This is a genomic window from Fructobacillus papyriferae (genome assembly GCF_018437225.1).
In the GTDB taxonomy this organism is placed as follows: domain Bacteria; phylum Bacillota; class Bacilli; order Lactobacillales; family Lactobacillaceae; genus Fructobacillus; species Fructobacillus papyriferae.
Genome location: NZ_JAAMFI010000001.1, coordinates 508482 through 531080, shown reverse-complemented (window position 1 = coordinate 531080; position 22599 = coordinate 508482). Strand labels below are relative to the sequence as shown.

Sequence of the window (22599 nt, the reverse complement as noted above, 5' to 3'; positions counted from 1 at the left end):
ATTTATCATAAAATAGTAAAAATGCTTTAAAAATGCCCGAGACTGTGTAAAATACTAATTAGTCTTGTAAAACAAAACAACATGAATATAGGAACAAAATTATGAAAAAATTTTTAATTTCTGTTGCGGCTCTGTTGGTAGCCGTAGTAGTTATCTTCGGTGCTTATAAACTCGGAACCAGCGAATCGCAAAAGAATAATAACTCAACTAGTTCAAGTTCAGTTTCCAAAATTTCCAATAATGTCTCTTCAATCCAGGAATCAAATTCATCAAGTTCTGTTTCTAAGAAAAATCCGGAAAATACAAATCAATATGATCCAAATAAAACAGCCAGTGGCGTTACTGTGGATTCAGCTATGATTCAGAAAGTTACGCAAGAATTAAACGAAGCGGGCTTACCAGCTGACACCTGGGCACCTTCTGATATTAAATCTATAATTACTCAAGCATCACAACAAGGGGTTTCTGCTGTGACTTATGCGAAAGAGAACTATCATCAATAAGGAGATTTAAAAATGAATAAAAAAATCACTTTACTAACTGTGCTAGCTCTCTCTACATTTGGCGTTAGCTTCAATAAAGATAGTGTCGTAAATGCTGCGGATATTGCACAAGTTACAGCAGGGCAATCTGGAATACCCGCAATGGATGTTGTTGATATTTCTTCTCATAACGGAAAATTGTCTGTTTCTGACTTTCAAAAAATGAAAAGTTATGGGATTAGAGGAGTCATTGTTAAGTTAACTGAAGGAAATTATTATCGTAATCCATATGCTGAATCGCAGGTCAATAATGCTCGTACTGCCGGAATGAGAGTTTCTGCTTATCATTATTCTGTATATGGCGATGGTTGGGCTGCTCAAGCTGAAGCAAATTATTTTGCTGATTATGCTCGGCAATTAGGATTTAGTGATCAGGACCTTTTAGTAAATGATTTGGAGGATAACTCGACAAAGAATGGTGGGGTTTCTGGTAGTTCCTGGATGTTTAACGAGCAGCTTAAAGCTCGTGGATTTCAAAATCGTGCTTTGTACACTTACACTTCCTATTGGAATACCATGCGCCTAAATGTTCCGTTTATTTCTAATGATCGTATTTGGATGGCATCATATCCGTATAACCCTAGTTCGAGTGATTTATGGAATAAAGGCTATGGAATGTGGCAATGGACGTCAAATGCTAAGGTTCCCGGGATAAACGGTACGTTTGATATGTCGATTGACTATGCTGGAATGGCTTCAGAAAAAAAGTTTGTTCAAAAGAATATCGATGGAAAGTGGTACCTAATCGATGATTCTACTGGTCAAAAACAAGTAGGACTTCAATATTTGGAGGATTCAAAGAAGTGGGTTCTGTATGACCGGAAAACTGGGGAAATGTTGTATGGTCAACAAGAAGATGAAGGACATTGGTATTATTTTGATACGTGGTCTGGTGCCATGGTATATGGTCGTAAGCAGGTTTCTGATGGGAATGGTGGTACAAAGTGGGTCTTGTATGATCGGGAAAATGGTCAAATGCTCTACGGTCAGCAAAAAGATGAAGGACATTGGTATTACTTCGATAATTGGAACGGAGCCATGCGATATGGTCTCCAGTTTTTGAAAGACTATAATAATTGGTATTACTATGACATGTATGATGGTACAATGCAATATGGTCTTCAAACGGTAGACGGTAAGAAATACTACTTTGATACTTGGGATGGCGGACGAAAGAGTGGTCAAATCAAGATTGATGGAAAGTGGTACTATTTCGATGAAAAGACAGGTGAAATGGTAACTGGTCTGAAGACGGTTGATGGTCGCCAGGTATTGTATGGAACAGATGGTACAATGCAATATGGTCTTCAAACGGTAGACGGTAAGAAATACTACTTTGATACTTGGGATGGCGGACGGAAGAGTGGTCAGATCAAGATTGATGGAAAGTGGCATCTATTCGACGAAAAGACTGGTGAGATGAAAACTGGGAAGCAGTACTTGTCACAAGGTAATAAGTGGGTGATATATAATCAGGAAACTGGTGATATGGAGTACGGCGATGTAATGTTTAACGGTGTCCTCTATCATTGTGATAACTTTTCTGGTGCAATTATCAGTTAGAAATAATAATTAATTAATTGAAATAGACATTTTGACCGAAAGTTTTGTGAGGCTTTCGGTTTTTTATTTAAAAATTTTTCCAGCTTAAATTAATAGGTAACAAACGGTAGGTGGTGTCTGCTGTCAAACTATTAAGATTTTTTGGTAAAATATAATAGTTGTGTCCTTTGTAGTGTATTTATGAGTGTGATTGTATATTATAATGACAGTGATCAAATATATTACAGATTTTCTATTTTTCTAAAATATTAGTGAATGTTTTAGTTTATACCAGATTGAATTGTGTTGGGGACGGGACGCATCTTCATTGAAGGCGTTTATTTTTGAGTGGGGTAATCATGCAAGTCGCTAAAAACTATCTCTACAACGCAGCCTACCAGCTGCTGAATATTATTGTTCCGATCATCACGCTTCCTTATTTGGCTCGTGTATTGGGCAAAGACGGGGTCGGAATTGCCTCTTGGACGAACTCCTTGGTGACTTACTTCCTCTTGATTGCATCATTAGGAATTGTGACCTATGGATCCCGTGAAATCGCCTACATTCATAATGATTTCGAACTTCGTCAAAAGAAGTTCTGGGAAATTCAAACGATTCACTTTTTGGCCGGATTCGTGGCCATTTTGCTCTATATCGCCTTTATCTATGGTGGTGGAGCGGTCAATCACCGAATCCATGAAAACGAGCTTTTTCTCTGGTATCAGATTTGGGTCATTTTCTCCGGAATCTTTGATATCTCATGGTACTTCATGGGATTGGAGGACTTTAAGAAAACGGTCTTGCGCAACATGCTAATCAAGCTGTTGATGACGGCCTTGATCTTCTGGCTGGTCAAAAAGCCAAGCGACGTTGGTGCTTACATCTTGCTTTTGGCCATTTCGCAAGTAGTTGGAAACCTGTCAATGTGGTTCTACTTGATTGGTAAGTTCAAGCTGCCCAAGCTTTCCAGCCTTGAATTGAACGTGCACTGGAAGCCAGTTTTCTTGATGTTCTTGCCAACGATTGCCACGCAGATCTACTTGCAGTTGAACAAAACGATGCTGCCCTTTATCACGGGTGTTACGGCCTCTTCTGGTATTTATGACAACGCTGATAAGATCATTAAAGTTTGTTTGGCATTAGTGACCTCTGTAGGAATGGTCATGTTGCCTCGCATGTCTGCGCACTTTGCTGCGGGCGAACACGATCAGATGAAAAAAGCTATTCATTCGTCAATGGACTTTGTCTCAGCCATCGCCATTCCTTTGGCAACGGGAATTGCAGCTGTTGGCCCAACGGCAATGTTGTGGTTCCTGGGAAAGTCATGGGGCGAAGTTGGGACAGCTTTGGTCTTGTTGACACCCATTATCGTCTTTATCGGCTGGTCGAACGTGATTGGAAACCAGTTCTTGATTCCAACAAAACGGCTTCACGACTTCACCTGGTCGGTTACTTTTGGCGCGCTCTTGAACGTTGTGCTGAACTTTTTCTTCATCTTTGTCTGGGGCGTTGAGGGAGCGGCTATTGCGACATCGCTTTCTGAACTAGCGGTAATCGGGTATCAGCTTGTGGTGACCCGTAAAGATATGGCGGTATTGGCACACTTCACAGGAATCTGGCGCTATCTTGTTGCATCGGCTGTGATGTATGTGGCGGTTATGTGCTACGTGAACAGTCATGGGGTTGGTTTTGTTTCAACAGTGGTGGAAACAATCATCGGACTGTTCGTCTATGCCATTGCCTTGCTAGTACTTCGTGCGCCAATTTTAGATCAGCTAAAAAATCGCACTTTCTTCCGCTAAGAAGCGCTTTCTGGTATAATTAGCCAATGTGAACATACACTAAATTAATGGAGGATGGGGCATTGAAAAAGCTCTTGTTCTATCGTCTTCCCAAACGTTTATTAGATATTGTGGTATCCATCGTTGCATTGGTGGTATTCTCACCAGTATTCTTAATAATTGCAATCTGGATTAAGTTTTCAGAGGGAACGACGCATGTCTTTTATAGTCAAGATCGTGTTGGCCTAAATGGAAAGCATTTTAAAATTTACAAGTTTCAATCGATGGTTGATAATGCCGATGAGATCTTGAAGTCGGATAAAAAGCTGTATCAGAAATTCGTGGAAAATGGCTACAAGCTACCTACTAAAGAGGATCCACGAATTACGAAAATCGGGGCCATCTTACGACGTACGTCGTTAGATGAATTACCACAGTTCTGGAATACTTTAGTAGGGACGATGTCTATAATCGGACCGCGACCAGTAGTCGAACGTGAGTTGGTCGAATATGGCGACGAAGAGCGAATTAACGAATTCTTGTCGGTTAAGCCGGGAGTTTTTGGGCTTTGGCAAGCATCAGGACGGTCCAACATCGGTTATCCAGAACGTGCCGAGATTGAATTGGATTACGTTGAGCGAGCTAATTTAGGTTTAGATTTTAAAATATTATTTATGACGGTTATTGCGATTTTTAAGGGCGATGGCGCGTATTAAGAATAAGGTGGAGAGTATGGAATTTTCAGTGATGGATATGGTTAAGCGTTTGATGAAGTTTGGTTGGGTGATTGTACTCGTTACTATTTTGTTTGCTGGTGCAGGTTTTGCTTACGCTAAGTCTGCTAAGACAAGCACAAACTATTCAGCAACTCGTTCTGTTATTGTTGCCAAGAACAATACAGATGTAAAAGACCCAAGTTCAAGATTTTCAGCAGATAAAGCGATGTTGCCAACGTATGAAAAACTTTCGAAAGACGATTCACTGCTATCCGCAGTACAGGATCGTTTATCAGACCATATGACGAAATCTGAAATTAATTCAGCGGTATCAGTTACGAACGCTACTGATACGTTGGTTCTTAATTTTAAGGCTACGGGCGCTTCAACAAATAAGGCTAAGAATCTCGCAAATACTTATGCTGAAGTATTTGCAGAATATGGTCCAAAGTTGTATCCGGATATGGGGCAACCAACGTTGATGTCTGCTGCTAATGGTTCTGATGTAACCACTGTCGGCATGAAGAACAGCAAAAAGTTGACGATCTTTGGTGCAGCTTTCGGATTTGTTGCCTCCGTTTTCGTGTTAATGATTACGGGTATTGTTGCTAATTATAAGCAGTTAAAAAAACAAGGATAAGTTGAGCGGCGATGGTTAACTTTCTTTTACCAATCACATTTTTTTCGAAAATGTATACTTACTCTTTGGCAGAGCCAATGACGATGGTTGCATTTCCTTTTTTTGTAATTGCTATTTTATTCCGTTTGTACCAACAGCCACTGCTTTGGAAGAAAATTGTTCCTTCTAAGACGGCTTTTGTCATGGGGCTGTTTGTCTGGGTTGTCCAGTTTGCGACTATCCTGAGCTCCTATATGCACGTTGGCGAAAGCAAAGTGACATGGGGCTTAATTCATTCGCTGATCAATTTAGGGGGGTGGACAGTTGCTGTCTATCTTTCTTGGGCAGTTATTCAACTTTTTGTACGCAGTGAAAAGGATGAAAAAAAATTTGTTAAATCAGGCTTAATCGCTTTGTTGATTTATCTGATTTTTGTTATTTTTCCACAGATACTTGTTACGTTGCACGTTGAACGTCTAAATGGCTACGTGAATACCTTAGCTTCATTTTTTGAGAGCCACTGGCAAGCACATGGTGACTATAATTTTTATGCTAACGGTTCATATGCCACGACCTTGTATCGGGTGAATGGCTTTGAGCCAGAGGCTTCTTATTTGGCTAATATGTTGAGTGTCATTTATTTGCCGATTTTAGTTGGGCTTTCAGCTTCTGGCTATCAACTCTGGAATAGGTTAAAAACGGCTAAGCAAAACGTGATTGTTAATGTTCTCTTCACTTTCACGATTATGGGCACGTTGGTTTTGGCCAGAACGTCAACTGGTATCTTTGCTGCAGTTATTGCTTTTATTCTCTGGGTATTATGGTCAAGAGGGTATTTGCGTCTTTCGATCATTTCTGTCGCTTTGCTTGGCGTTCTGCTGTTAGCTGTTGGCTATAGCAGCGTACCAACGATTCACAATACGTTGAATCAGTTCTTGTTCGCAAAGCAGGGGACGGATAATCGAACGGGTGGAACGATTGCCCTGGCTTTGACCTTCCTTTCTCATCCTCTTACAGGCGTTGGTACGGGGTTCACTTCTTATTTCACTATTCAGAATATTCCTGAGATTTTTACTCATAATTTTGAGTATGAGCATGTGTATTCTCAATACGGATTTCCAATTCTATCTGAGGTTATGGGGTGGTTTGCCTCGTTTGGATTGGTCGTGATGCTTCCAGCGATTTATTTATTGATTCGTTTGGTTGCACGCTCTTTCTTGAAGACTTACCGAATCGACCATGCTAACTTAAATGTTTTTGATATAAAATGGGATCAGACACTGCATATTGCCTTCATTACGATGATTGTGATGATTGCGTTTTCATCCATTTTTATTATCCGGATTTACCTTTGGCCTTATCTGCTCATGTTTTTCTTCTATCGTGAGCATCTGATCCGAGCTGAAAAGGAGCTTCAATCATGACCGTATATGTTGCCACACACAAACCATATAACATTCCAACAGGAGGCTGTTATCAGCCAATTATGGTTGGCTCATCACTACGTGATGCGATTCCAGAGGGGTATCAACGTGATGATCAGGGAGAAAATATCTCGTCTAAGAACCCGAATTTCAACGAATTGACAGCTATTTATTGGGCTTGGAAGAATCAAAAAGGTGCTTTCACGGGCCTGATGCACTACCGTCGTTACTTGGGTTCGAAGGCGTCTCATGACGTATCCGATCGATTGAGTCGATCGCAGATCGAATTTTTGCTTCGCGATCATGAGGTGATCTTGCCAAAGGCTCGAAATTACTTTATTGAAAATCAGCGCAATCATTATCTGCATGCCCATGCCAACAAGCCCTACTTCATTATGGAAAAGGTCATCAAGAATGATTTTGCTGAGTTCTATCCAGCTTTTCAGAAGATGGAAAAGTCGACCAAGGCGCACCTTTTCAATATGTTTATCATGAAGCAGGAAGCTTTTGAAGACTATGCGAGCTTCCTCTTTGGTGTTTTGGAAAAGGTGGAGGCAGAAGTTGACTTATCCACACTGGAAGGCGAGGACCTTCGAGTCTTCGGCTTTTTGTCCGAACGTTTGATGGACACTTGGCTCTATACGCGTGGTTATTCTTACACGGAAGTTCCGGTGGTGTCTTTGGAAAAGACCAACTGGTTCGATAAAGGAACGCAGTTCTTGAAACGAAAGTTCTTCCCAAATTCAAAGAAAAAGGTACATTTCTAATGACTAACAAATTTAACACAAAGAACTATGATTACTTGATCGTTGGGGCTGGTCCCTTCGGTATGACCTTCGCTTACGAAGCAGCCAAGCGCGGTAAGCGTTCATTGGTTGTCGAAAAGCGCGCCTTTATTGGTGGTAACACGCACACCCACGTTGAAAACGGCATTACGGTTCACGATTTTGGTGCCCACATCTTCCACACGGATAACAAGATGGTTTGGGACTACGTTCGTCAGTTCGCCGAATTCAACGGTTTCCAGAACCAAGTGGTGGCTAATTACAACGGTAAGCTCTTCAACTTGCCGTTTAACATGAACACCTTCTACCAAATGTGGGGAACAAAGACGCCAGCCGAAGCCAAGGCCAAGATCGAAGAACAAAAGGCCGAAGCCTTGAAGGAATTGGGCGACCGTCAACCGCGGAACTTGGAAGAACAAGCCATCTCATTGATCGGTACGGACATCTACCAAGCCTTGATCAAGGGCTACACGGAAAAGCAGTGGGGACGTAAGGCAACGGAATTGCCAGCCTTCATCATCAAGCGCTTGCCTGTTCGTTTCATTTACGACAACAACTACTTTAACCACCGCTACCAAGGAATCCCAGTTGGCGGTTATACGCAAATCTTCGAACACATGGTCGAACGTGCAGATGGTTTGATCGATGTCATGACGGACACGGACTTCTTCGACCACAAGGATGAATTCTTGGCTGAATTCCCTAAGGTGCTCTACACGGGAATGATCGACCAGTTCTTCGATTACAAGCATGGTGAATTAGAATACCGTTCACTGCGCTTTGAATCCGAAACGATTGATTCCGACAACTACCAAGGGAACGCCGTGATTAATTACACGGATGCTGAAACGCCATTTACTCGTCAAATGGAATGGAAGCACTTCGACGGCTTGGCTGACGAAGGGAAGACGATCATCACGCGTGAATACCCACAAGATTGGGACCGCACGAAGGAAGCGTACTACCCAGTCAACAACGAAAAGAACACGGAATTGTACAAGAAGTACGTCCAAGAAGCTCGTGAAAACGCCCCTGAAGTGATGTTTGGTGGTCGTTTGGGTAAGTACCGTTACTTCGATATGGACCAAGTCTTCAACGATGCGTTGAACACGGTTCGTCAAGAATTCGGTATCGATGATGACTTTAACTTTGCACATGATGAGGTGAAGTAAGAAAGTCGATTTAAAGCATCTCTGATGAGGAGATGCGTACATAGAAGTAGTTCATTGCATTCACCCGGAGGGAGGACATCGATGGATTTGCAACAGAACGCAGTATTATCAATCGTTGTACCTGTCTACAACGAAGAAGAAACAATTCCACTCTTTCTTGAAAAGGTGGTGGCATTAAAACGCGAAATAATTCCTTATTCATTTTCGTTCATTTTTATTGATGATGGTTCTACGGATCAAACTTTGTCTGTTTTACGTCAGATAAATCAGCAAGATGACAATGTTCATTATGTATCCTTATCACGGCATTTTGGTAAGGAAGCTGCAATATATGCTGGATTAGAGAAAGCGAAAGGCGATTTAGTTGCTTTGATGGATGTGGATTTGCAAGACCCCCCTGAGTTGTTGCCTGAAATGCTTTCAGCACTAGTATCTAACGAAGTCGATTGCGTGGCTACCAAACGTTCCGATCGACGTCAGGAATCGGCTATTCGATCTTTTTTCTCATCTCTGTTTTACAAAGTGATGAATCGTTTCTCACAAACAGAATTTGTTGAAGGGGCTCGAGATTTTCGGATGATGAATCGGTCAATGGTGGATGCTGTGCTGACGCTTTCTGAAAATCAGCGTTTTTCAAAAGGCATCTTTTCGTGGGTTGGTTTTCGAACGAAGTATTTAAGTTACGAGGATCGGAATCGATCGGCTGGTCAAAGCTCCTGGTCCTTCTGGGGGTTATTTCGATACGCAGTTGAAGGTTTAGTTTCTTTTTCAACAGTGCCATTAACGCTCGTTATTTTATTAGGATTTTTAACCTTCACTGGATCTATCCTAGCCGGGATTTTCATTGTTATACGGGCGCTGGTATCCAATTCGTCAGTCGCGGGTTGGCCATCAATGGTGACAATTATTCTGTTCATCGGGGGTGTTCAAATGCTTTCGATTGGCGTAATCGGACGATATATTGCCGCGATCTTTTTCGAAACTAAGAATCGACCAATTTATTTAGCAAAAGAAGAGAAGTAAATTATTATGTACTCATTTTTAAAACGAATAACTAATACACTACTATTGGCTTTGCTTTCAATCTCGCTTTTGGGAACAGTTTCGCTTTTTCCCCGAATTGTTACGGGCTCAAACAAATTTTTTGTTCTATTTTTATTGTTTATTTTTGCATTATTTGCTTTCTTTGTTATTTGCCAAAATAAATTCTTATTCCATTTCAATTTTGTAAAAAAATTTTTTGAGAAGTCTGTGTTTAATACTAAATTAGTCAGTCATTTTGGTGTTTGTAGTATTGTTTTTCTACTTCTTTTTTGGCAATACTACTGTATTAAGAATTTAACTGGCTGGGGTGCTTGGGATTGGGCGACTGTTGCGCAATCTGTCTTACCTGGTCATGAAAAAAAAATTGAATATTTTTCATTCTATCCTAATAATTTATTTTTACTAAAAGTTGAGCACATAGTTTGGATTTTGACAGGGAAACCTGAGTTTGAAGCTTTTTTCTATTATTTGAACTGGTTCAACACGATTTTAATTGATATCGCCACGGTTCTGTTGTATTTATCATCAAGTATGTTATTTGGAAAATCAGGGAGGAAAATAACCTTATTCTTGTCTCTATTTTCTTTTACGTTATTACCTTTCGTCGTTATTCCCTATACAGATACTTTTTCATTTTTTACTGTGTCTCTGTTAATTTTCAGTTTGTTAAAGTTTAAGCAGTATTATGAAATTGAAAATCTGATAAAAATGCTCACTATTGTGGTTGTTATTGGTCTTGAAACAGCAGTCGCTTATATGTTGAAACCATCAACCATAATTTTACCTTTGGCTGTATTAATTTGTACGGCTGTTTATTTGTTGTTTAAGAATAAAAAACATTTTTGGCGAAATGTTTTTCTTTTGATTATATTCGTTTTAACTTTTTGGGGAGCAACTTCCTCTACAAATTCATTCTTAGTAAACCATAATGGTCTTGTTAAGATTGAAAAGGGGAGATCATTACCATTAACGCACTTCATGGCAATGGGAATGAAAGGGAACGGTTCTTTTAATGTGAAAGATGATTCCTCTTCGAAGGCAATTGTAGACCCAAAAGAACGAAATAAAAAATCTATCGAATTGATTGAAACTAGATTGAAAAAATTTGGTTTTGTAGGATACCTTAAATTTATTGTGAAGAAACAACAGTTAAACACTGCAGATGGTACATTTGGATGGGGCCAAGAATCAAAATTCTACCTTTTGGTTAATCATCCCAATAATCAACAAGAAGCGAATACGTTACCACGAAAATTATTTGTCAATAAAGAAGGCGTAGCTACAGATTCTAAGTACAATTTCCGTCTTGTCCAACAAATTTTGTGGACAATAATTATAATTTTGTCCATTTTTGGTATTTTTATAAAATCACAGTTTGATTTAGTATTAAAATTATCAATTCTTGGTTTTTTCCTTTTTCTTTTACTTTTTGAAGGGGGAAGATCGCGATATGTGATCCAATTTTTACCATTAATTATTCTTTTAGCTACTCAAGGAGCTCTTCTTTTAAAAAGGTTGAGTAGAAAATCAATTTTTAAGGAGTACTTTTGATGTTAACGACAAATAAAAAAAATAGACTTATTATTGTTGTTCCTGCATATAACGAGGAAGAAGCACTTGGTAAGTCTCTCGATGTACTTCAAAACGTACTGTTAACACTGATTAAACAGCAGAAGGTATCTAATGAAAGTAAGCTCGTTGTTGTTAATGATGGGTCAAAAGATAAAACTTGGCAAATAATCGAGGACGCTTCTAAACAAAGCGATTACATCTCTGGAATTAATTTTTCAAGAAATTTTGGTCATCAGAACGCGATTATCGGAGGATTAACAGCTAGTCGTCCATATGGTGATGTGTTTATAACCATTGATGCCGATCTACAAGATGATGTAAAGGCCATTTATGAGATGGTGGATAATTATCTGGATGGGTACGATGTGGTATATGGTGCCAGAAATGACCGAGAAACTGATTCGCGATTCAAACGATGGACAGCTGACACTTTTTACAAGTTAATGAACAAAATTGGAGTCGAATTAGTTCCTGAGTCTGCGGATTTTCGCTTGACGTCAGGTAGGGTTGTGGATGAACTTTTGGATTATCCAGAGCAAAATCTCTTTTTAAGAGGAATTTTACCAAGTATTGGTTTTCCAAGTACTGTTGTTTACTATAAACGTAAAGAAAGAGAACTGGGTGAATCGAAATACCCACTGAGGAAAATGCTTGCTTTGGCCTGGGATGGTATTACTTCTTTTTCAATTGCCCCTATGCATTTAGTTTTGTTCATGGGAATTTTAACAACTTTTGTTTCCTTTGTTATGCTGTTTTATACTGCCATTCAGTATCTTAATGGACATGTAATCCAAGGGTGGTCATCACTTATGGTTTCCATTTGGTTTATTGGTGGTATTCAATTAATTGCTTTGTCAATTATTGGCGAATATATCGGTAAGGTTTTTAAGGAAACTAAAAAGCGTCCACGATTTATCATTCAGGATAATCTGCTAAAATAATAATGGGCCATTAATAATTGGGTGTAATTTTAAAAAACTGGTTAATTTAAAATAAAGGAAGTCGCTATGACAAAAAAAGTATCTGCAGTTGTTGTTACGTACAATCGACTGGACATGTTAAAAGAAGCTATCCAAGCTTTGCAAAATCAAGTTGTTCCAGTTAGCCATATCATTATAGTTGACAATGCTAGTGAGAACGATACGAAAGAATATTTGGAATCACTTGGTAATCAAATCGAATACGTCCGCTTAGAAGAAAACCTCGGCGGCGCTGGTGGCTTCAATAAAGGTGTTCGCTACTTTATGGAACAGACGAATGACGACTTTGTTTGGCTGATGGATGATGATACGATGGCTCACCCTGATACGCTTCAGAATCTATTAACTTTTGCTGATGAAAAGCAAGAATTTGGATTCTTAGCTTCTGATGTTCGTTGGACAGATGGTCATCGTGCTAAGATGAATCAACCCGCGCCCATGAACCGTTTGCATGTAATTCCAGAGGATCAGGTGGAACCAGTTCAATTACAGAATGCCACTTTCGTATCGTTACTACTCAAGCGTGATATTGTTGGTCAAATCGGGTTGCCAATTACGGACTTCTTTATCTGGGGAGACGACATCGAATATACAGAGCGTGCTGGTCGTGTGGCACCAGGTTACTTTGTGCCATCAGCCAAGGTCACACACAAAATGGGGGCTAATGTTGGCTCAAGTCTTTTGAACGATGGACCTAACCGTACTCCTCGTTATTTCTACTCATACCGTAATAAGGGCTACTATGTTCGTAAGCGTGATTGGTATCGCAAAAATCGCGCACGTTTGCGTACGTTAGCAGAATACTGGCAAATTAAGCTTTCTAAGACTGATCGCAAGGCTGAAAAGTTAGCGGTTATGAAGAAAGGAATGAAGGCTGGAAAGACTTTTAATCCGGTGATTGAGTTTGCTGAAGAAAAAAAGTGACTGTGAGCGTGCAATGAATAAAAAACAATCAATCAAGGATAGTCTTTCAAAGAGTTTTTTTCCATTAGTATTTTTCTTAATTTTTGCATGTTCACTTGGTAGTTTATATGTAACAAACATTGGTCCAAAAACCTTAGGTGATTATGACATGCATTTGTTTAATACATATGCATTGGCAACTGGCCAAGTCAAAGGTAGTTTTGAAGCTGATTCTGATAGCCATAATATGAAAAAAATGGTGATCCATGGGTCAAAATCATATCTTTCAAGAGAGGGGGCAAATTGGGCCTATGAGAATAGTGTCATTAATCCATTTCAAAAGGATGAAAATTTAGATCTCCAAGTTAAATCATTTAATGGCCCAAACACTTCAACTAAGGAACTAGTTAGAACGCAGTACCCGATGATTAATTGGATGTTTCCTGCTGTTGGTTTAAAAGTTGGCATGTTGTTAAAATTAGGCACATTTCAAGCATGGACTTTAGCAAGAATTGCAAATTTGATGTCGTACGTATTTATAATGGCTCTTTCAATCACATTGTTGCCAAAGGGAAAGTGGCTTTTTTCTGCAATCGGTAGTTTTCCATTATCAGTCTTTTTAGCATCATCGGTTAGTGCCGATGCTACAAACATCTCAGTAACAGCTTTGTTTGTTGCTTTTATTCTTAATTTAAAGAAATCTTCAACTTTAAATAATAAGATTAGTCATACTGAAATAGCGTTTCTTATGTTATTTACTGTGATTTTTTTCAATTTAAAGGTTGCATATGTACCGGTATTATTACTTGTATTTTTATTACCAAATAAATTCTTTTCTATAAGAAAAAAATTATTGGCAGGATCTGGTTCTGTTCTTATTGGTTTAGTTTCTTATTTTCTGTGGTCGAAAACCTTTTCAACAGTTTTGACTAGTTTCTATGGACTTCAAGATAATGTGTCTTTTGTTAAACATCATTTAATAAGTGCTTTTTTCGCTTGTTGGAATTTTGCATTAAACACGCCTTTATATTTTCTATCCGCAATTGGGACAGATAGTGCGGGTGCAAAACTTAGCGCATTAACAGCAATGTTTGGGATTTTTATTCTGGTATTATCAATTATTTTCAATTACAACTCATTTTCTGGAAATGATAATATAAAATTGACATCTCGAATTTCAAAGTATTTCCCAATCATTTTAGCAGTTACAGTTTATTTTGCTGTACTACTATTAACGTTGTTTGTTTTATTGGTAACATGGACGAAAGTATACCCCGGTGGTATTGATAAAACTTATGATGTCAGCGATATTAAAGGATTACAAATGCGTTATTTTCTTCCCTTAATGTTTTTGAGTGTGTTATTTTATTATGTAGATGATTCTTGTGAAGTAAGTAAATCGGAGAGAAAAAATGGATAAATTGGCAATTTTAATTCCTGCGTATAACGAAGCGTTGACAATTTCAAAAGTTGTGAACGATGTGAAAAATGTGATCCGTGAAATTCCTGATTCAGTTATATATGTTTACGATAATAATTCGAAAGATAATACATCTGAATTAGCTGAAAAGGCCGGAGCCGTCGTAAGACACGAATATGCACAAGGGAAAGGTGCAGTTATTCGCCGTATGTTCCGTGAGATTGATGCAGAAGCTTACATTATGATTGACGCTGATGATACATATCCTGTGGAAGCAATTCCAGAAATGTATAAAAAAATTATTGATAAACATGTTGACATGGTTGTTGGTGACCGCCTGTCATCAACTTATTTTGAAGAAAATAAACGGCCGTTTCACAATGTTGGAAATAGTTTAGTACGTACACTAATTAATTTTTTGTTTAAAACAAACATTCGCGATATCTTAACAGGTTACCGTGCATTTTCATATCAATTTGTAAAAACTTTTCCAGTTTTATCACGAGGGTTTGAAATTGAAACTGAAATGTCAATTCACGCCACTGAGAAACGGATGCTTGTCGAAAACCAAGTAATTTCGTATCGTGACCGTCCGGAGGGATCGGAGTCAAAATTAAATACTTATGGTGATGGATTTAAAGTTTTAAAAACTGTTCTCAATTTATATCGAGGATATCATCCATTTGCTTTCTATTCAGTATTTTCCTTTGTTTCAGCTTTGATTGCTGTTGTTTCTTTCGTATGGCGCGTTCTATTACCATATTCTGAAACATATACAGTGGCCAACTTTCCAACTCTGATTGTTTCTATGATTTTCTTGTTGATTTCTGTAATTACATTTTTCTCAGGTTCTATTCTGAATTCAATTCAGAATAATGAAAAAAGAAACTTTGAATTGGATTTGGTTCGCGCAGATGAGCGTTTGAAAGGTTTACTTAATGGGAAGCAGTAAGAAGTTTATTCGATTAAATAATTTAAACTTACTGCAAAAATTTACTGTAGTTAGTGTTTCGTTAATTTTATCTTTTTTCAATTCTTATGGCTTAAAAGTCAATTATCCAGACGGCCTAGGGACCATGTCTGGAAGTTATAATGATATTGGCTTATTCGCTAAATTTGTTTTACTGTCAATACTTTTCGCGACTTTAAGTTTGGGCTTTATCTCATACCAGGATAGTTTTGTCCAAGAGAAAAACAAATTAGTAAGTTGGCTTGATCATAAGATGATTTTCTTCAAAACTAAGAAAAAGTCATTTTTATTTATTTTAGTTTTATGGGGAATTTTCTTATTACCATTCTTTCCCGTTGTTTCGGGTTGGGATCTTGTTGCACAAATTCACGAGATGGTTGATGTTAAATCGTCTGTAGCTGCTGCAAACATTTTTAATGTGTATCCAATTGGCCAATATCTAACTGATGGTACTAATACAGTCTGGACTAATCAGCATGGTGCTTTTTTAACTGCATTTTATGGGCTTACTATTAAATATAGTTGGTTAATATTTGATTCATATTTACCGGCTTATTTATTTTTGGGATTGTCTCATTTTCTTTTTGCAGTTTTTTCATATTCGTACACGCTAAGTGTTATTCATAATGTAGCAAAAAGTACTTATTTGAAGGCGATCGGAACTGTATTTATCATTTTTAATCCCGTTATATTCCTAAGTACTATTTCACTCTCGAAGAATCCATTATTTTTGAGTGCATTTGTACTTTTTATGGGTCTTCTTATTCAGATTCTTTTACAAAACAAAAGAATGGATATTCGATGGATGACCATGACGTTTTTTGCGGTTTTTCTTGGATCCATAGCGGTTAAGTGGGCTTCGATACTTTTCTTCTTGGTTGGTGTCTTTTTAGTTTTTTCTTTAAAAAAAGCCGGGCTGAAAAAAATAAGTATATCCGTATTACTGCCAGTTGCTGTAATTAAAATTATGTTGCTGATTTTATCCAGCAATGGCGTTATTTTAAATGGAGATCCGATTGAAGGAAAGGGATTACAAATTCAACAGGTGGGAAGATATTTAAAGTATTATCCTAATGATCTCTCAGAAAGCCAATACAAAACCTTGAATAAACTTTTCAAAGTAGAAAACATGGGGAAATTGTATCAAACCTATAATGTTGATCCTTTGAAATCTTCTGGTTATCCAGATAAATTCTCCAAAGCATCAACACAGCTTGGATATCGATTCCAGACCGTCAAAAAGAAGGACTGGGAAGATTTCAATAAAGTATGGTTAGAACTTTATAAAAAGCATCCTGAGGTAATGAATGATGGCTTTGTGGCTCAAGTTGGTAATTATTTGGAGCCATCAAGGATACCTATGGATGATGTTGCTACAACTATTCCATCAGATTCTATAGGACATGGGTATGGTAGTTTGCAATACTCTAAATGGACTCATAAGTTATATCACAATATTATTCGAAATGGGTTGGGAATTATATATGATCGGGTTTTTAATTCTCATTTTGCTTTTTTTATGCATGGTAATTTTTGGATTGTTGTATTATTGCTTATGGCACCAGCTTATTTCAGTAATTGGAAAAAATTTACTTTAATTGTGCCAGTTCTATTGCAAATTCCGATTGCGATGCTTTCACCTTTATCAAACTCGACACGATATACTTTGGGGTTGATTGCCGTAACACCGATGTTGTTAATGTTGATAAATACCAAGATGCAAAAAGATGAAAAAAATCATTTTAAAGCATCAAGATAGAGAAGTGAATTCTTTTTTGAAGCCATCGTTAGGTGGCTTTTTCATTTTATTGAGGAAGTTTAAATGAATACTGAAATCAAATCACAAAAAGTCAGGAATTCAAATCTGGAATTCTTAAGAATAATTGCGATGTTACTTATTGTCGCTCATCATTTTGCCTTGCATGGATTTGAATGGGTTGATACATCCTCCCTCTCTGGCGGTATCGACGTTTTTATATTAGATTTTTTTAGGAGCGGTGGAAAATTAGGTGTTGATATATTTGTCTTAATCTCAGGATATTTCGTATCAAAAAAAGCTTTCACATTAAAAAAGTTTTTGCTTATTTATGCGCAAATATGGTTTTATTCGGTTGGAATCTTTTTATTGTTTACCTTTTGTTTGCACCCATTTTTTCCGATAACGAAGATAGATGCTTTTTACAATTTTTTTCCACTTATTTATAATCGATATTGGTTTGCTACTAATTTCATCTTTTTGATGGCATTATCGCCATTGTTGAACGTCACTTTTAAATACGTCAAACAACCAGTGATATTACGTATTTTATTATTGGCCGTATTATTCTGTTCTTTTTTACCAACTTTCTTCAATGTTTCTGCCCCCTTAAGTTACTTAGGCTGGTTTATCTTACTATATATGGTTGCTGGGTATATTAGGTATTTTGTTGATATTCATAAATTAAATCATAAGAAACATATTCTTTTCACAATTTTATCGGTGTCAGCTCTATATATTATGTCGATTGTAAATAGTAAATACTGGGACCTTCATAGTTTTATTGTTTTGGTATCAACTGTTGAAATATTCATCATGACCATAACCGCTAAACCAAGGTATAATCGTATGGTAAATTTGATTAGTGGTTCAACTTTTGGTGTTTACTTAATTCACGATAATCCGTATATGAGACGATATATATGGCATACGCTCTTTAATGTTCAATCATTTTATCATACAGGTTTTCGATTGTTTCCTTTTGCAATTGCTGTTATTGCCACTATTTTTATTTTCTCGATACTCATTGATATGGTTCGTAGGTATACGGTTCAAAGGTTATGGGGGGGGATTGTTGATAACATTGATATGAGGCAATATGGTAATCATATTTATTTTATTTTGAAGTCCTCATGGAATAGAATTTCAAAAAAACAAAGAGAATTATTTTTTTTAATGGCTTTTTTACAATTTATCTTTTTTTGGCAAATTATTTTTCCGACAGTCGGGAGAAATATTTATGTTCTTATTTATAATATTGTGAATACTTTGATCAATACTGCTTTTTTTATAATTCCACTATTGGCTTTCGAATTTATTATTTTCTCAGTCTTTTTAAATAAATCATTCAAGAAGAAAAAAATAAAGTTTCATAATACTATATTTATCATTGAATTTTTATTGTTAAGCTTTTTTATAGCTTTTATCAATAAACATTTATCAAAGGGGATCGTTGGATTACTTTTGAAATATAATTCTGGTGATAGTTTATCGTATTTTAAATGGATTGTGATTTTGAGTATTTGTTTTTTTATACTAACTCTTTATAAAGTGGTGTATTGGCTAAGGAGGGCATAGAACAAAATTTTTTATTGTTTCTGTCGCCCCATTCCTGTAAGCTGTTAATTATAGTTTTATTTTATTGAGGAATGTCATGAATGCATTATTTGATCTATACAAAAAGTACGAAGAATCTATCTTATATCTCTTCTTTGGGGGCATGACCTTTGTTGTGTCCGTAGTGACCTATTCGCTCTTCTCAGCCGTGCTGCACTGGGACTATACTTTGGCCTATGTGGCCTCTTGGTTTCTGGCGGTGCTCTTCGCTTATCTGACGAACCGCATCTGGGTCTTTAAGTCTCAGGTGAGAGACTTGGCCGGATTAGCCCGTGAGATCTGGCAGTTCTATTTGGCGCGAATTGTGACCGGTGTGATTGGCTGGTTGATTCTGGCCTTCGGTGTACAGATCTTGCATCAGAATGATCTGGTATGGAACGGCATTCAGAACATCTTCGTGATTGTCTCGAATTACGTCTTGAGTAAGTTGTTTATCTTTAAGAAAATTGAAGAGTAAAAAAGGTGGTTACCGGTTGGTAACCACCTTTTTTATGTCATATAAGAATATATTGGCGTGATATATAGCAATATTATACAAAAGGCATATTTTTTGTCAGTGCTCTACCTGCTACACTCAGAGTGGAAAAATCGAATGTCGGGAGGATGAATGAAAAATAAGCTTTGCTTAATTTGACATGAGATTCAAGGGGTTCGGCTGACTCTTCTCCAGTTTCCAATGAAAGAGATAGTTTATTTCTATATTGTTGATCATTGAATAATTGAAAAGGAGATGACAATGAAACATCAACTATTAATTCCTTTTGCTATGGCCTTTGGTGTTTTTTCGGCGAGTATAGTCACAGAATCCGCTGATTTACCTGCAACAAACCAAATAATTGCTCAGGCCGATGAGAACAATGGGTTCCGACCAACTAATGGCGGTTATGAATATTATCAAGATGGGCAATTAGTCCGTAATAGTTGGGCTTTTGAATGGGGCAATAAGTATTATATCGGCAGTGATGGTCGGGCTTTATCAGGTGTTCAAAAAATTGGAGATGATTACTTTTATTTTGGTGACGACGGAACATTCTATGCACGACATAATCAGTGGGTGTCGGCCTGGGGATTGGATTATTATGTAAATGACGAAGGAAAGATGGTCGAGGGAATTCAAAAGATTGGAAATGACTACTATTACTTTGGTGATGACCATCGATTCTTTAAGCGGACAAATACCTGGGCGTCAGCATGGGGACATGATTATTATGTAGGGTCAGATGGCCGCACCTTACAGGGCTTCCAAAAGATCGGTAATGAGTATTACTATTTTGGAGAAGATAACACACATTACAAACGGACTGATCAATGGATACAGCAATGGGGGCATGACTATTATGTAGGATCAGATGGACGCGCCTTACAGGGCGTTCAAAAGATCGGTAATGATTATTATTACTTTGGGGAAGATAACACTTATTACAAGCGGACCAATCAATGGGTGCAACAGTGGGGCCATGACTATTATGCAGGCCCAGATGGACAATTCTATCACGATGTTAAGGCGATTGATGGAACTTACTATGCTTTTGACTCGAATGGCTACTACAAATTAAATAGCCAATATGTCAGAAGTTCATGGGGGTTGTGGTACATGTTTGGCCAAGATGGACGAATCATTACGGGTTGGAAAGATTGGTACGGCAGTCGGTACTATTTTGATCCGGTAAGTTACTTGAAAGTGACGGGGGATCATTGGATTGATGGGAGACTATATCATTTTGATAGTGAAGGTCGGTTACAAGGAAGCGCCTACCCCCACAGTCAGGCTAGTGCAAATAATACCTATCCTTTCGGATACTGTACGTATTATGTCAAACAAGAACTGCCGTTCATTGGAAATTATTGGGGAAATGCTCGTCATTGGTCAGCGACTGCACGGCAACATGGGTATGTTGTTGATAACCATCCGAGTGTTGGATCAGCAGTTGTTTTCCAGCCTGGTCAAGCATTTGCTGATAGTACTTATGGACATGTTGCGGTCGTAAAAGAGGTACAGGGGAATCGAATTCGCATCAGCGAAATGAATGCACGCGCAGGGTTTGGTGGTGTTTCTGAACGTTGGGTTGATGGTAGTGATCAGTTTGAATACATCCATTAATGACTCGAATTTCTGTAGTAGTAAAGTTCTAAAAACAGATGCTTTAGTGATTTTTATATTCTAGACGATAATAATCGAAAATGTTTCGAAAAACCTTGCACATCTTGTTGCAATCTCCATGAAATGATTATAATATTGAAATTGAAAAGACATGTCTTCTTTGATGTCATCTCAATATTAATTTTTAGGAGATCGACCAGTGTGATTAAGCAAAACAAATTACTGGTAACAATTGTTTTAACGATTGTCGTAGGAACCGGGGCAGTAGTCCTCACCACAAAAAAATTAAATTCATCAGCGAACCTTGAGCTTGTCAAGAAAAGTGCTAGTCAATCGAGTTCTAGTAAGGATGGCTCATGGAAGAAGAATGCAGTAAGTGAAGGGACCATTGTAGACGACTCTGATCAAAATACAAATGCGGATACAAAAGAGGGGGCGAACAATCATTCATCGGCCAATGGTTCGTCTAGTTCCTCTTCATCGAGTTCCAACTCAACGAGCAACACATTGACCGAAGATGATTTTCGATCCAGTGATAATTTGGCCTATCGGATGCTCACGTTGTACGGTATGGTGAATGGGGATTCATCTTGGAAGGCTTTGCAGTCTGCTTCGGGAATTACGATGACGCGTCAGTCGGATTCAACACCAACTTTTGTCGCAACAGCAACGAATGGTGGTTCAACAAAGGCTTATTACCGTTATGTCATGAATAGCAATGATACAGAGTCACAGAAAAAACCTCTGTCGTTTAGTAAGGATGATGATGGTCAATACCGGGCAACGGTGTCGGACGTCTTGTCATTCGTGAATGCCAACGGCGGCCGATCGACGGTTGAAAAGTTAAATTTCAAACTTATTGAGTAAATTTGATTTGATAAAAAAAGGAATCATCATGACGGTGATTCCTTTTTTTACAAATACGCCTCTGACACAAAAACCCCCTCCACCAAACGGTGAAGGGGGTTTCTTTTAAGATCAATTACTTTACGTACTTAGCCAAACGTGACTTTTGACGTGAAGCCTTGTTCTTCTTGATCAAGCCCTTTGAGTGGGCGCGATCGATAGCAGAAGAAACTTGCTTGTACAATTCAGCAGTATCGTCTGAACCGGCCTTAGCAGCCTTAACGAAACGCTTAACGGCAGTGCGGTAAGCAGAACGTTGTGGTTCGTTGCGATCGTGTTGCTTCTTGCTCAAACGAACACGTTGAATAGATGATTCAATAATCGGCATATGTCTATCTCCTTAAATTTGATGCTGGTTTTTGAAAAGCAATAGCTTAACGGCGCAAACCTAAGCGCTTGATCAATTCACGGTAACGCGTAACGTCCTTACCACGGAGGTAACGGAGCAAGTTACGACGACGACCGATCTTCTTCAAAAGACCACGTTGTGAATGGAAATCATGCTTGTGCGCTCCCATGTGTTCGTTCAATTCTGCGATGTCTGCAGTCAAAACCGCAACTTGAACTTCCACTGAACCAGTATCGCCTTCGTGGCGAGCATATTCTTTCATGATTTCGTTCTTACGTTCTTGTGTAAGGGCCATAATCATTTCCACCTTTCTAAAATGTCTCCAAAGCTCTGAGAAAAACGACGGTGAGACGTTAATCTAAGAATTTGGACAGTTGTTTTGACAACAGACCTAATTATA

General features: G+C 38.1%; 21 protein-coding genes. 19 read left to right on the top strand and 2 right to left on the bottom strand.

The annotated features are described in order from the left end of the window. Positions 1 to 101: 101 nt before the first annotated feature. The 19 genes from G6R27_RS02455 (at position 102) to G6R27_RS02365 (ending at position 21811) form a co-directional block, all read left to right on the top strand. On the top strand, positions 102 to 503 hold the full coding sequence (locus G6R27_RS02455) for a hypothetical protein (RefSeq protein WP_213819494.1): 402 nt from the start codon (positions 102 to 104) through the stop codon (positions 501 to 503). 12 nt (positions 504 to 515) lie between these two features. After that, the gene (locus G6R27_RS02450) at positions 516 to 2105 is read left to right on the top strand and encodes a GH25 family lysozyme (RefSeq protein WP_213819493.1); all 1590 of its coding nucleotides are present in this window, start codon (positions 516 to 518) and stop codon (positions 2103 to 2105) included. 338 nt (positions 2106 to 2443) lie between these two features. Further along, on the top strand, positions 2444 to 3886 hold the full coding sequence (locus tag G6R27_RS02445; protein WP_213819492.1) for a flippase: 1443 nt from the start codon (positions 2444 to 2446) through the stop codon (positions 3884 to 3886). Positions 3887 to 3948: 62 nt separating this feature from the next. Continuing rightward, positions 3949 to 4581 carry a sugar transferase gene (locus G6R27_RS02440; RefSeq protein ID WP_238480067.1) on the top strand — a complete coding sequence of 211 codons (633 nt, stop codon included), beginning with the start codon at positions 3949 to 3951 and terminating at the stop codon, positions 4579 to 4581. A 16-nt stretch (positions 4582 to 4597) separates the two neighbouring features. Then, positions 4598 to 5221 (top strand): YveK family protein, encoded by a 624-nt coding sequence (locus tag G6R27_RS02435; protein WP_213819490.1) that lies wholly within the window; start codon positions 4598 to 4600, stop codon positions 5219 to 5221. Between the two features lie 77 nt (positions 5222 to 5298). Then, a complete protein-coding gene (locus G6R27_RS02430; protein ID WP_230791140.1) occupies positions 5299 to 6624 on the top strand; it encodes a hypothetical protein in 1326 nt (441 codons plus the stop codon). Continuing rightward, on the top strand, positions 6621 to 7391 hold the full coding sequence (locus G6R27_RS02425; protein WP_213819488.1) for a DUF4422 domain-containing protein: 771 nt from the start codon (positions 6621 to 6623) through the stop codon (positions 7389 to 7391). The genes G6R27_RS02430 and G6R27_RS02425 overlap by 4 nt, the downstream gene beginning before the upstream one ends. Then, complete coding sequence (gene glf, locus G6R27_RS02420) at positions 7391 to 8581, top strand: UDP-galactopyranose mutase (RefSeq protein ID WP_213819487.1); 1191 nt, start codon at positions 7391 to 7393, stop codon at positions 8579 to 8581. The genes G6R27_RS02425 and glf overlap by 1 nt, the downstream gene beginning before the upstream one ends. Positions 8582 to 8662: 81 nt before the next feature. Further along, on the top strand, positions 8663 to 9604 hold the full coding sequence (locus G6R27_RS02415; protein ID WP_213819486.1) for a glycosyltransferase family 2 protein: 942 nt from the start codon (positions 8663 to 8665) through the stop codon (positions 9602 to 9604). A 6-nt stretch (positions 9605 to 9610) separates the two neighbouring features. Beyond that, positions 9611 to 11176 carry a glycosyltransferase family protein gene (locus G6R27_RS02410; RefSeq protein WP_213819485.1) on the top strand — a complete coding sequence of 522 codons (1566 nt, stop codon included), beginning with the start codon at positions 9611 to 9613 and terminating at the stop codon, positions 11174 to 11176. Next, on the top strand, positions 11176 to 12138 hold the full coding sequence (locus tag G6R27_RS02405; protein WP_213819484.1) for a glycosyltransferase family 2 protein: 963 nt from the start codon (positions 11176 to 11178) through the stop codon (positions 12136 to 12138). The genes G6R27_RS02410 and G6R27_RS02405 overlap by 1 nt, the downstream gene beginning before the upstream one ends. A 66-nt stretch (positions 12139 to 12204) precedes the next feature. Then, complete coding sequence (locus G6R27_RS02400; RefSeq protein WP_213819483.1) at positions 12205 to 13101, top strand: glycosyltransferase family 2 protein; 897 nt, start codon at positions 12205 to 12207, stop codon at positions 13099 to 13101. Positions 13102 to 13114: 13 nt separating this feature from the next. Continuing rightward, a complete protein-coding gene (locus G6R27_RS02395) occupies positions 13115 to 14500 on the top strand; it encodes a DUF2142 domain-containing protein (protein ID WP_213819482.1) in 1386 nt (461 codons plus the stop codon). Next, a complete protein-coding gene (locus G6R27_RS02390) occupies positions 14493 to 15452 on the top strand; it encodes a glycosyltransferase family 2 protein (protein ID WP_213819481.1) in 960 nt (319 codons plus the stop codon). The genes G6R27_RS02395 and G6R27_RS02390 overlap by 8 nt, the downstream gene beginning before the upstream one ends. Then, positions 15439 to 17229 (top strand): DUF6020 family protein, encoded by a 1791-nt coding sequence (locus tag G6R27_RS02385; protein ID WP_213819480.1) that lies wholly within the window; start codon positions 15439 to 15441, stop codon positions 17227 to 17229. Before G6R27_RS02390 ends, G6R27_RS02385 begins: the two co-directional genes overlap by 14 nt. A gap of 63 nt (positions 17230 to 17292) precedes the next feature. After that, on the top strand, positions 17293 to 18804 hold the full coding sequence (locus G6R27_RS02380) for an acyltransferase family protein (protein WP_213819479.1): 1512 nt from the start codon (positions 17293 to 17295) through the stop codon (positions 18802 to 18804). A gap of 76 nt (positions 18805 to 18880) precedes the next feature. Further along, the gene (locus tag G6R27_RS02375) at positions 18881 to 19300 is read left to right on the top strand and encodes a GtrA family protein (RefSeq protein ID WP_213819478.1); all 420 of its coding nucleotides are present in this window, start codon (positions 18881 to 18883) and stop codon (positions 19298 to 19300) included. 279 nt (positions 19301 to 19579) lie between these two features. After that, on the top strand, positions 19580 to 20944 hold the full coding sequence (locus tag G6R27_RS02370; RefSeq protein ID WP_213819477.1) for a CHAP domain-containing protein: 1365 nt from the start codon (positions 19580 to 19582) through the stop codon (positions 20942 to 20944). Between the two features lie 201 nt (positions 20945 to 21145). Then, positions 21146 to 21811, top strand: coding sequence for a hypothetical protein (locus G6R27_RS02365; RefSeq protein WP_213819476.1), 666 nt, complete (start codon positions 21146 to 21148; stop codon positions 21809 to 21811). 115 nt (positions 21812 to 21926) lie between these two features. Here the strand turns inward: G6R27_RS02365 and rpsT are convergent, their stop codons facing one another. Continuing rightward, a complete protein-coding gene (rpsT, locus tag G6R27_RS02360) occupies positions 21927 to 22178 on the bottom strand; it encodes a 30S ribosomal protein S20 (protein WP_213819475.1) in 252 nt (83 codons plus the stop codon). Positions 22179 to 22224: 46 nt separating this feature from the next. Next, positions 22225 to 22494, bottom strand: a complete 270-nt coding sequence (gene rpsO, locus G6R27_RS02355; RefSeq protein ID WP_213809476.1) for a 30S ribosomal protein S15 — start codon at positions 22492 to 22494, stop codon at positions 22225 to 22227. Positions 22495 to 22599 lie beyond the last annotated feature (105 nt).